This is a genomic window from Aurantiacibacter sp. MUD61 (assembly GCF_027912455.1).
Taxonomy (GTDB): domain Bacteria; phylum Pseudomonadota; class Alphaproteobacteria; order Sphingomonadales; family Sphingomonadaceae; genus Alteraurantiacibacter.
Window position 1 is genome coordinate 1,533,117 of record NZ_CP115446.1, and the last position, 11,633, is coordinate 1,544,749.

The 11,633-nt window shown below is 63.2% G+C and carries 9 protein-coding genes; 2 read left to right on the plus strand and 7 right to left on the minus strand.

All coding sequences use genetic code 11. The features are described from left to right. Positions 1–30 precede the first annotated feature (30 nt). From O2N64_RS07380 to O2N64_RS07410, 7 genes are read right to left on the minus strand one after another with little or no spacing between them, the layout of a single operon-like run. Positions 31–2,805, minus strand: coding sequence for a phosphoenolpyruvate carboxylase (locus O2N64_RS07380; protein WP_271076978.1), 2,775 nt, complete (start codon positions 2,803–2,805; stop codon positions 31–33). Beyond that, positions 2,802–3,425: a bifunctional 4-hydroxy-2-oxoglutarate aldolase/2-dehydro-3-deoxy-phosphogluconate aldolase gene (gene eda / locus O2N64_RS07385; RefSeq protein WP_271076979.1), complete on the minus strand. Its 624-nt coding sequence runs from the start codon at positions 3,423–3,425 to the stop codon at positions 2,802–2,804. Before eda ends, O2N64_RS07380 begins: the two co-directional genes overlap by 4 nt. Beyond that, the gene (locus O2N64_RS07390; protein WP_271076980.1) at positions 3,425–4,402 is read right to left on the minus strand and encodes a glucokinase; all 978 of its coding nucleotides are present in this window, start codon (positions 4,400–4,402) and stop codon (positions 3,425–3,427) included. The genes eda and O2N64_RS07390 overlap by 1 nt, the downstream gene beginning before the upstream one ends. A gap of 30 nt (positions 4,403–4,432) precedes the next feature. Continuing rightward, entirely contained in the window at positions 4,433–6,262 is a 1,830-nt protein-coding gene (gene edd, locus O2N64_RS07395; protein ID WP_271076981.1) for a phosphogluconate dehydratase, read from the minus strand. Beyond that, positions 6,255–7,697, minus strand: a complete 1,443-nt coding sequence (gene zwf / locus O2N64_RS07400; protein ID WP_271076982.1) for a glucose-6-phosphate dehydrogenase — start codon at positions 7,695–7,697, stop codon at positions 6,255–6,257. The genes edd and zwf overlap by 8 nt, the downstream gene beginning before the upstream one ends. A 39-nt stretch (positions 7,698–7,736) precedes the next feature. Then, positions 7,737–8,540 (minus strand): transglutaminase-like domain-containing protein, encoded by an 804-nt coding sequence (locus tag O2N64_RS07405; RefSeq protein ID WP_271076983.1) that lies wholly within the window; start codon positions 8,538–8,540, stop codon positions 7,737–7,739. Further along, the gene (locus tag O2N64_RS07410; protein WP_271079615.1) at positions 8,537–8,968 is read right to left on the minus strand and encodes a secondary thiamine-phosphate synthase enzyme YjbQ; all 432 of its coding nucleotides are present in this window, start codon (positions 8,966–8,968) and stop codon (positions 8,537–8,539) included. Before O2N64_RS07410 ends, O2N64_RS07405 begins: the two co-directional genes overlap by 4 nt. A 95-nt stretch (positions 8,969–9,063) precedes the next feature. On the opposite strand from O2N64_RS07410, the gene O2N64_RS07415 reads away from it, so the two are divergent. Together O2N64_RS07415 and O2N64_RS07420 are read left to right on the plus strand one after the other, a co-directional pair. Beyond that, on the plus strand, positions 9,064–10,380 hold the full coding sequence (locus tag O2N64_RS07415; protein ID WP_271076984.1) for an amidohydrolase family protein: 1,317 nt from the start codon (positions 9,064–9,066) through the stop codon (positions 10,378–10,380). Further along, complete coding sequence (locus O2N64_RS07420) at positions 10,377–11,621, plus strand: amidohydrolase family protein (RefSeq protein ID WP_271076985.1); 1,245 nt, start codon at positions 10,377–10,379, stop codon at positions 11,619–11,621. Before O2N64_RS07415 ends, O2N64_RS07420 begins: the two co-directional genes overlap by 4 nt. Positions 11,622–11,633: the final 12 nt, after the last annotated feature.

Sequence of the window (11,633 nt, forward strand, 5' to 3'; positions counted from 1 at the left end):
AGACGGACCGCAGCGCGCAGGTAACCGGCGTTAACCGTGCGCGCCGAAGATATTGGCGATGGCGGTGGAGAGGCGCAGCGAAAGCGAATAGGCGCGCTCTATCGGGTCGATATAGTCGCGGTGGATCGCTTCATAGCCTTCATCTGCACCGTCCGGCCAATCGGCTGCCTCGGTAAGATCGAAGCGCGAAATGCGCGGGAAAGTGCGCGGATAGGCGCGGCGCAATTGCGCCAGTGCATCGTCGATCCGCAGGGTGAAGACCATCTCCAGCACATCGTCGCGGCTGACATCATTGGCGCGGCTGAACACCGGCACGCTGACCGCGCGGATAAACATCGCCTGCATCAGCGCGAGCCGCAAAGATTGCGCGACACCGATCATCCGTCGCTTGTCCTCGCGGTTCTCGGTCGGCGCTTCATCGGGGATGTGATCGAGCAGGCGGTGCAGCTTCATCGCATCCACGCGCAAACGGCTCGCAAGGCGGCGGAAAACGCCGACACGGTCATCCTTCACGAGATATTCGGAGAGGTTCTCGCACGCCATGGACAGGTGCTGTTCGGTCCCGCGATAGGGGCGGCTCGCCCAATAGGCGGAATTGAACAGCTCACCATAGGCGGCGACAGTTTTCACGCTGGCGAGCGCATTGGCCGCGCGCACCAGCCGGATCAGCTCACGCCCGCGCGCGCTTTCCTGCAGAAGCTCACCGATTTCCTCGTAATTGCCTTCGGCGGCTTCGCCGATCCCGGCAATCACATTCACCGGATAGCCGAGTTGCTGGAGGATTGAGTTGTGCGGGATCGCGCGGATCTGTCGCAGGCTCATCTCGCGATCGGCAGAAATGTCACTCTGGCGGCGCGAGACGCGGCTGCCGGTGCTGTTGAGCAGGCCGAGCCCGAACGCCGTAATCGCGCGGCTGTAAATCCGGCTTTCGAGATGTTCGCGCTGGTGATCCTTGATCGCGCGATAGAAATCGAGGCTCAGATCGGTGCGGCGATAGAACACGTCCACCGGCGCATCGGTATCGGTTTCGGCAGGACGCAGGCACGCAATGCGGGTAAGCGTGGCGCGGGCGAGCTCGGGCGTCGCATACCACAGATAGCCATCGCCGCCCTGGAAGCTGACTTCGGGCTCCAGCGTGATGCCTGCACGGGCAAAGCGTCGCTTCGCCCAAGGGGACAGTGCCCAGTCCAGCCGGTCCGCCATCTTGGTGGGATGCGCGCCGCGACCCATGCTTTCGCCATGGGTGTTGAAAATGAGCGCGTTGACCTCCGTGAGGCCGTTTTCTTCCATTGCTTCCGAGAGACGGCCCTGAAGCCGTTCGATTGCGAGGCTGGCCGGTATCTGGCCGACGAAGCGACCCGCGTCGGAAAATCCGGTCTGGATGGCGATGCGTCCGCGCTTTTTGGCGTATTCCTGATAGACCTCCTCTGCCAGAAGCTCGTCGAGGAAGCGGCCGCCGTGTTCCAGCGCGGTTTCGGTTTCGAACAGCGGCGAAACATCGACCTTGTCCTCGATCCCGAACAGCTTGGCGAAATAGACCGCGGCGAGCACGGTGGCGGGCTCTTCGCATTCGGCGATCAGCATGCGGATCGGCGTGTCCGCGTCGATATGCTGGAGGATTTGCGCCATCGCGAGAAACTGGCGGATGGCCGTACTCGCCTCGATCGCGAGCGAACCGAAATTGCTGCGATGCGGCTTCACCTTGGCGATGGCGCGGCGCAGGTGGACGACTGCGCCCTTGCTCGCGAGATCGAGATTGCCTTCCGGATCGATCCGGCGGCGGATGGCATTGTGCAGCTGTTTGGCGTTCACGCGGAAGTGAATCCAGCCCATGCCAAGCCCATCGGCGCGCATGCACGCAGCCAGCGTTTTGAGCGCGACCGCGCGCTTGGCATCGTCGCTCCCGGCAGCTTCGCTATCGAGCGCGTCGATATACTTCGTGAGGCTGAGAAGCTTGCGCGGGTCGCTCGCGGTCAGGCGGTTGGCCGCTACGGACAGAGCTGCCGGATCGCTCAGATCGGATGTGAAGTCCTGCGCGCGCTCCATCGCGTAGACGGCCGCGGGGCGCAGCTCGCCGAGCAGCGCGTGATCGGCGTCGATCTCTTCCAGAGCGGCGACATAGCGTTGCAGGCGCTCAGCCTTTTCGGAGAGGCGGAAGCCGATCGAATTGGACCATGTGATGTCCGTGCGGCCATCCATGTCGTAACCGACCCAGCTGGCGAAGCGGAACGGCACTGGATTGAGCTTTGCCCATTCATCCGGCCATGTTTCGCGCGCATGGGCGAGGACCTGGCTGACGATGGCGCTGCGGGCATCCTGCGCATTGGCAATGGCCCGCATGGCGCGCTGGTGCTCGTAGGCGAGCGTCACTTGCGGGCGTTTGCTGCCGACGACATTGTCGCCGATCTCGCCTTTGCCCGATGCAGCGTCCGCCACGGCAGCCGATTGGTCCGGCGTCAGCAGAAAGGTCGGGTGCGCGGTGAAGACGGCGTGCAGGCTGGGGCTTTCCCAGCGCTTGCGGAACGCCGCGAAATCGACATCGCCGAAGCTGTCCGCCAGCGCGCTTTCATTCGCTTTCTCATCGAGCGGAGCGACCATGCATTCCAGCCGGGTCGCGCGCTCTTTCAGCGAAGCGACTTCCAGCTCGGCCACAATCGCTTCAAAATCGTCGAGCGACATTTCGCCCGCTTCCAGATCGCGCGACAGATCATGCGCCAGCTGGAACACGGGATTGAAGAGCGGGGTCTCCTCCGTACGGCGGTGGAGTTCCTGCAGGCGGTCGGAAAGGTCGTTTACGGAATTCATGCTGGTGCGAGCTCGCAGGCTTCCTTGGCTAGACGGGTGATTTCTTCAGGCGTTGCTCCGGCAGGCGCGACCCAGCTGCCGCCGACGCACAGGACTTGCTCCATGGCCAGCCACTCGGGCGCATTGCTCGCCGAAACGCCGCCGGTCGGGCAGAATTTGCACTGGAAGAAAGGTGCGGCGAGCGATTTCAGCGCGGGCACACCGCCATTCGCCATCGCGGGGAAGAATTTGAAGTGCTTCAGGCCCAGGTCCATGCCGCGCATGATGTCGCCCGAATTGGCGATACCGGGCAGGAAAGGCACCCGCGATTTGACCGCCGCCGTGCCCAGTTTCTCGGTCAGGCCGGGGGACACGATGAATTCGCTTCCCGCATCCACAGCAGCGTGAAGCTGGTCGGGATTGGTGACCGTGCCTGCCCCCACGATCGCTCCGGGGACGAGGTTCATCCGCTTGATTGCTTCGAGTGCATGTTCGGTGCGCAGCGTGACTTCGAGGACTTTGAGCCCGCCTTCGACAAGCGCCTCCGCTGTTTCGCGTGCGTGGCCGATATCGTCCACCACCAGCACTGGAATGACCGGAGCGGTGCGCATGATTGCTTCGATATTGTCGGGCGCGCTCATCAGGCGTCTCCATATTTCTGGGAAAAGGCAGCCGCCGCGCCGAACAGGCCGGGCTGCGGGTGAGTAATCAGTTTGACCGGCAGGTTCGCCATCAGGCCTTCGAACCGGCCCTTGGCGCGAAAACGCTCGGCAAAGCCCGATTGCGGCAAATGGTCGCGCAGCCGGTAGCCGAGCCCGCCCGCAATCACGACAGCCTTTGCGCCATGCGCCAACGCCATGTCACCCGCGACGGAACCGAGCGACAGGCAGAAACGGTCCACTGCGGCAGCGGCAAGGATATCCTCGCCCTTCATGCCCTTGGTCCAGATTTCGATATCGTCGAGTTCGGGGACGCTCTTGTTCTCCATCGCGGCGAGCGTGTGATAAATGTCGGAGATGGCCGGGCCGGAGACGACGCGCTCTACCGAAACGCGGTTGTGGCGCTTGCGCAGGCGGGCGAGGATCGCATCCTCGATCTGGTCGAGCGGGGCGAAATCGATATGCCCGCCTTCGGTCGCCGATACGCGGTAGGTGCCGTCGGGCTCGCGGTAGAGATGGGCGACGCCAAGGCCGGTGCCCGGACCCATGACTGTCAGCCGTCCGGTTGGAGGCAGCGCGCCTTCAGGGCCGGTCAGGTGAAGAAATTCGTCATCGCCCGCGCGCGCAACGGCATGCGCCACCGCTTCGAAATCATTGACAAGCACTTGGCGTTCGCAGCCGAGCTTGTCGCCGATCAGGGCAGGGCGGATGATCCAAGGATTGTTGGTAAAGCGGATGACATCGCCGCCCACAGGGCCCGCAATTGCCATCGCCACATCGGTCGGCAGGGTGCCGCCTTTGCGCGTGCGATAATCGTCCCATGCCGACTGGAAGCTGGCGTGATCATCGGTGTGCAGCGTGATCGGCTCATCCATCGTGATCGTGCCATCCTTGGCTAGCGTCGCGATGGCAAAGCGGGCGTGGGTGCCGCCAATATCTACGGTGACGATGTCGGTCATGTGGCTCTCTCCCCTGAAATTCGTCTGGCTTTACAGCCCGGCGGTGGCGAGCATTGCACTGCCGCCCTTTTCCGCTTCGTCCGCCAACTGGCGGAACATCGCAAACAGCTCTCGCCCCGTGCCCTGATCGGGTGCGGGATCGGCGGCAGGCGAGCGGCCTGACAGATCGGCGCTGGTCGAAAGCTCACCGGTTTCGGCGCAGACTTTCACCACATCGCCATCCTTGAGCAGGCTGAGCGGTCCGCCACCCAAGGCCTCGGGCGAACAATGAATGGCGGCGGGCACCTTGCCCGATGCGCCCGACATGCGGCCATCGGTGACGAGCGCGACCTTGTATCCGCGATCCTGCAGCACCGCGAGGGGCGGGGTCAGGCTGTGGAGTTCGGGCATGCCATTGGCTTTCGGCCCCTGGAAGCGCACGACCACAACGACATCGCGGTCCAGCTCGCCTGCCTTGAAGGCGGCGACAACGTCCTTTTGCGTCTGGAACACGCGGCACGGCGCTTCGACCGTCCAGCGCTCTTTCGCGACTGCGGAGCTTTTGAAACAGGCGCGGCCCAGATTGCCTTCGACCAGCCGCATCCCGCCATCAGGCTGGAACGGATCGGCAGCGCCTTTCAGCATGGTCTCATCGCCCGAAGGCCCGACATCGCGCCACACAAGCGCATCGCCCCCGTTTTCGTCTTTGGCCAATCCCGGCTCCTGACCGTATTCGTCCATGCCGCGTTTCTGGCCCACACCGATCACATCGCCATGGGCAAGGCCTGCATCGACGAGCTCGCGCACGACAAAGCCCATGCCGCCGGCATCGTGGAAATGGTTCACATCGCCCGATCCATTGGGATAGACGCGTGCCAGTAGCGGCACGGCGGAGGACAGCTCGGACAAGTCGGTCCAGTCCACCTGCACGCCAGCCGCACGGGCGAAAGCTGGGATGTGGATCGCATGATTGGTCGAGCCGCCCGTCGCAAGCAGGCCGACCATCGCGTTGACGATCGCCTTTTCATCGACGCAGTGGCCGAGCGGGCGATAATCATTGCCGTCCTGCGTCATGCTTGCGACGCGATGCACGGCCTCGCGGTCGAGCGCCTGCCGCAACTTCGTGCCCGGCTGGATGAAAGCGGCGCCCGGAATATGCAGGCCCATCAGTTCCATCATCATCTGGTTGGAATTGGCAGTGCCGTAAAATGTGCAGGTGCCCGGCGAGTGGTAGGAGCCCAGCTCTGAATCGAGCAGTTCCTGCCGCGTCGCCTTGCCTTCAGCATAAAGCTGGCGGGTCTTCTGCTTCTCGCTGTTGGAAATGCCGCTCGGCATCGGACCGCTGGGTACAAAAACGGCGGGCAGGTGGCCGAAGCGCAGCGCGCCGATCAGCAGGCCGGGGACGATCTTGTCGCAAATGCCGAGCAGCAGCATGCCGTCATACATGGCGTGGCTCAGCGCGACGCCCGTTGCCATCGCAATCGCATCGCGGGAGAAGAGCGAGAGCTCCATCCCCGTCTCGCCCTGCGTCACACCGTCGCACATGGCGGGCGTGCCGCCTGCGACCTGCGCCGTGGCGCCGACTTCGCGGGCGTAAATCTTCAGGCGCTCGGGATAGCGGCCATAGGGCTGGTGGGCGGACAGCATGTCATTATACGCCGTCACCACGCCGATATTCGGGCCCTTGTTGGTCTTGAGCGCTTCCTGATCCTCGAGCGCGCCGGCAAAGGCGTGCGCGAGATTGGAACAGCTCACCTGGCTACGGTCGGGGCGGTTGTCCGCCTCCCGCTGGATCAGGTCGAGATAGGCCTTCCGGCTATCCTTCGATTTCTCGATCACGCGCGCCGTGACGCGCTCGATGGTGGGGTGCAGCTTAGTCATGCCAGCTTACTCCGTCGCGTTCGACCAGCGCGATTGCCTTGGACGGGCCCCAGCTTCCTGCGGCGTAAGTCTTGGGCACGCGGTCTTCTTTCTCCCATATTTCGCGAATGGAATCGATCCAGCGCCACTGCGCCTCGACCTCATCGCGCCGCACGAACAGCGTCTGGCGACCTTCGACGAGATCGAGCAGCAGGCGTTCGTAGGCGATCCGCTTGAATTTGCCGGTGAAGGCATCGGGCATGGTGATATCGAGCGGCACCTGCCGCAGCGTCATGCCCTCATGCTCGATGCCCGGCACTTTCGCCATCATGGAGAGGTGAATATTCTCTTCGGGCTGGATGCCAATCACCAGGCGGTTCTGCTTCAGCTTCGCGCCGGGGAAGATGTTGTGCGGCACGCAGCGGAATTGCACCACGATTTCGGTCACGCGTTCGGGCATGCGCTTGCCGGTGCGCAGGTAGAAGGGCACGCCCTGCCAGCGCCAATTGTCGATATGGGCCTTCAATGCCACGAAAGTCTCGACACTGCTGTCCCGGCCCAGCTCTTCATCGTATCCGGCAACCGGCTGGCCATCGACTGCGCCCTTGCGATACTGCCCGGTGACGCTTTCGTCCGGCTCCATCTTGCGCAGCGAGCGCAGGACTTTGACCTTCTCGTCGCGCACCGCTCCGGCATCGAAGCTGACCGGCGGCTCCATCGCGACGAGTGCAAGCAATTGCAGCATGTGGTTCTGCACCATGTCGCGCAGCGCGCCTGCGCTTTCGTAGAAATCCGCGCGGCCTTCCAGACCCACGGTCTCGCCCACGGTGATCTGCACATGCTCGATATGCTGGCTGTTCCACAGCGGCTCGAAAAACATATTGGCAAATCGCAGCGCGATGAGGTTCTGCACCGTCTCCTTGCCGAGATAATGGTCGATGCGGAAAATGCGGTCTTCGCTGAAGGCCGATGCCACCGCATCATTGATCGCGCAGCTGCTTTCCAGATCGGTGCCGAGCGGCTTTTCAAGGCAGATGCGCGAGTTCTCGCCTGCCAGACCATGATCGGCAAGGCCCTTGATCGTTGGTTCGAACAGGCTGGGCGCGGTGGAGAGGAAGATCGCGACCTGGCGATCATCGCCTTCCTTCAAGCCCGCCTTTTCGGCCAGCGCCGCATAGCCTTCGGGCGTTGTGACATCGAGCTGGCTGTAGCTCAGCTTGTTGAGGAATTCGGCCATCGAACCGCGACGGTGAGCGGGCAGGTAAGTCTCGATCGCCTCACGCGCCATATTGCGGAAATCATTGTCGGACAATTCGGACCGCGCGGTTCCGATGATCCGCAGGTCCGCGTGCAGCAGATCCTCTGCATGCAGCGCGCACAGCGATGGTAGAAGCATCCGCTTGGACAGGTCACCTGTTGCACCAAACAGGATCAGCGTATCGGCCTTGATGTTCATTATTGGTCCGATCCTCTCAATACATTCAATTGCGCCGCATCACGCGGCTTCGCGCACATCGACCGAGCTGTTGCGGAACTGGGCAAAGCCGAATGTGGTCATAAAGCTAACATCCGCAGCGTCGCGGCCAATGCCGATTTTCACCGTCTTGGCAGGGTCTGCCATGCCGGTGGGATCGACGATCTGCCAGCTGCCACCGTCTTCGGATGCGTCATCGGCGATATAGAGCTCTGCCACGGCGTGGAAATCCTGCGGCTCTACATCGGGAGCATAGCAACTGGTGTAGCGCGCGGGGATGGCAGATGCGCGGGCAAAGGCGATCACCACATGGGCAAAGTCGCGGCAGATGCCGCGCCGGTCACCGAAAGTGTCGAAAGCTGTCGTCGCGGCACTCGAAACACCGGGTTCATAGGCAATATTCTGCGCAACCCAGTCGCTGATGGCTACGATCTTGTCGCCACCTGTGTATTTGCCGAAACGATCTGCCACGAAGTTTTGCATACGGTCCGCCTGACAATACCGCGAATCGAATACGTATTCCACTGCATGGCCGGGCAATTCATGCGGTTTGAGCAATCTCGCGCTGCCGATATCGAAGGCCTTGCGGGTGACTTCCACGCGGGCTTCATATTGCACTTTGCATTCGCCCTTCGCCCGCACCCAGATGCGCTCTCCCACTTCATCCTGCGCGGGAACGCGAGTGAAATGTTCAGGGTCGCTGACATGGGTTTTGGCGGACAGGACTTTTTGGTCGGAGAGCGCAGCGGCTTCAAATTGCAGGAGGTTATCGGTCGGCTGGTCACCGAGCTTGAAGGCGAAGCTGGAATTGATTTCGAGGATCATACCTCACTAACCCGCTCACCCAGCAAATGTGCCACGATTTCGCGGCGGTGCGGCATCGCGCGGTGTTCGGCGAGGTAAATGCCCTGCCACGTGCCCAATGCCATGCGGCCATCCGATACCGGAATGGAAAGCGAAGCGCCTGTCAGCATGGTGCGAATGTGCGCGGGCATATCGTCCGGCCCTTCATCGTCATGCTCGTAAGCATCGCTCTCGGGCGCGGCCTTGCTCAGCCATCGCAGCAAATCCCGCTGCACCGCAGGCGCGGCATTTTCATTGATCAGCAGGCTGGCACTGGTGTGGCGGCAGAACAGGGTGATGAGGCCCGTATCGATACCGGTGTCGCCGATCCAGTCCTCCACCTCGCGCGTGAATTCATACAGCGCCTGGCCTTCGGTGGAGATTGTGAAGCGGGTCTGGTGCTGGTGCATGCGGATAGCCATAGCGGCCGCGCCAATCGGGGCAAAGGTCCGCTTGCAATGCCAAGCGCGCGCGCTAGTCTCGCGGCCGACAGGAGAGGACTTTCATGACCATGTTCAAAACCGCGCTTGCCGCGACCGTTGGCCTTGCGGCCCTCGCTGCAATTCCCGCCGCCGCGCAGGAAACGCCTATCGCTTTCACAAATGCCACCATCCACACGATGGGCGGCAGCAGCGGCACTGGCACAATCGAGGGTGGTACGATGGTGATCCACCGCGGGATGATCGTGGCCGTGGGTGGCGCGGAGACGGATATCCCGTCGGGCGCGGAAATGCGCGATGCGACGGGTCTGGTGATCATGCCGGGCATCGTCGACACCCACTCGCATATCGGCCAGGTGTCGGGCGCGGACAGTTCTGCTGCGATCCAGCCCGATGTGCGCGCTCTCGATGCGATCAATATCCGCGACAGCTCTATCGCCCGCGCGCGCTCCGGCGGGGTGACCACCGCAAACATCATGCCCGGTTCGGGCCATCTGATGGGCGGGCAGACCTTCTACATGCACCTTACCGAAGGCAATTCGATCGAGGAGCTCGCATGGACCGATGATGACGGGGACATCATGGGCGGCATGAAAATGGCCAATGGCACCAACCCCATTCGCGAGAACCCGGCCTTTCCCTCCACGCGCGCGCGCTCAGCCGCGATGGTGCGCAGCCACTTCGTCGCGGCGCAGGAATATTGCGATGGCGAGCGTTCGCCGGTGAACCTCGGCATGGAGGCGATGTGCGAAATCCTCGACGGGGACCGCCTCGTCCACTTCCACACCCACCGCAGTGACGACATCATGACCGCGCTGCGGCTGCGCGAAGAATTCGGCTTCGAGATGCTGATTCAGCACGGGATCGAAAGCTATGTCGTGGCGGAGGAAATCGCCGCGGCTGGCGTGCCCGTGTCGGCGATCCTCGTCGATAGCCCCGGCGGCAAGCTGGAGGCGCGCAATGCCAATATCGAAACCGCCGCTACGCTGGAGCGGGCAGGCGTGTTCATCTCGCTCCATTCGGACGACAATATCATCGACAGCCGCCTGATGTTCCGCCACGCCGGCATCGCCGTGCGCGGGGGGATGAGCCGCGATGGGGCGCTGCGCGCGCTCACCATCAATGGCGCGGTGCAGCTGGGTCTGGAAGAGCATGTCGGCAGCCTTGAGGAAGGCAAGATGGCCGATTTCCTCGTGCTCGATGGCGATCCGCTGTCGGTCTACACCGATCTGCACGAAACATGGGTGATGGGCGAGCTGCTGTTCGACCGCGACGATCCCGACGATCTGATCCACGCCACCGGCGGCTATGGCGCGGGCAATCCGCAGATGAATACCCATGTCCTCGAACGCGAGGCTGTGATGCTGGAGAACGGCCAATGAACGCTCTTGTGAAGACCTTCGCCGCCGCTGCCACCGCAGCGCTCCTCAGCACAACGGCTCTCGCACAGGACATCGCCGTGCGCGGCGAGCAGGTGTGGACCATGGGCCCGCAAGGCGTGATTACGGACGGTGTCGTCGTGATCGAGGATGGCCGCATCACCGCGGTGGGCCCCGCCAGCGACGTGGCCATTCCGCAGGGTATGGAAGTGCTCACCGCGCCCATCGTCACGCCCGGCCTTGTCGATGCGCACTCCACCGTCGGCCTCACCGGCTATCTCAACCAGAGCGACGATCAGGACCAGCTCGATGACAGCGCTCCGGTCCAGCCGCACTTGCGCGCGATCGATGCCTACAACCCGCATGACCGGCTGGTGCAATGGGCGCGCGAGCTCGGCATCACCACCGTTCACACCGGCCACGGACCCGGCGCGCTGATTTCTGGCCAGACGATGATCGTGAAAACCACCGGCAACACGGTCGAAGCCGCGCTGGTGGAAGACGGCACGATGATCGTCGGCAATCTCGGCACATGGGCGCTCAACCGCAATGGCGGCGCTCCCGGCACCCGCGCCCGGCAGATGGCGATGCTCCGGCAGGCGCTGCTCGCCGCACAGGGCGGCGCCGATCCCGAAGAGGATCACCTCGGCCCGGGCGAGCGTGACGAGGACAATCCCGGTCGCCGCAACCTTGAAGAGGAAGCCTTCCGCTCCGTCCTGCGCGGAGAGACCCCGCTGCTCATCACCGCGCACCGCCAGCAGGATATCCAGACCGCCCTGCGCCTTGCCGATGAATTCGATATCGAAGTCATTATCGACGGCGCGGCGGACGCTCACCTGATGCTCGACGAGCTGCGCGAATGGGGCGGCATGGTCATCCTCCACCCGACCATGGCCCGCAATGAAGGCGAGCTCGAAAACGCCGCCTTCACCACCGCCGCGGTGCTGGCAGAGGCCGGCATCCCCTTCGCCCTGCAATCGGGATATGAGGCCTATGTGCCCAAGACCCGCGTCGTATTGTGGGAAGCAGGCTTTGCGGTCGCCAACGGCCTCTCGCCAGAAGACGGCCTCGCCAGCATCACCATAGACGCCGCCCGCATCATCGGCGCAGACGACCGCGTCGGCTCGCTCGAAGTCGGCAAGGACGGCGACGTGGCCATGTTCGACGGCGACCCCTTCGAATACACCAGCCACGTGACAGGCGTGGTAATCGAGGGCGAGGTGGTGAGTACTGCCGCGCGGTAGGGGGGAGTGGTA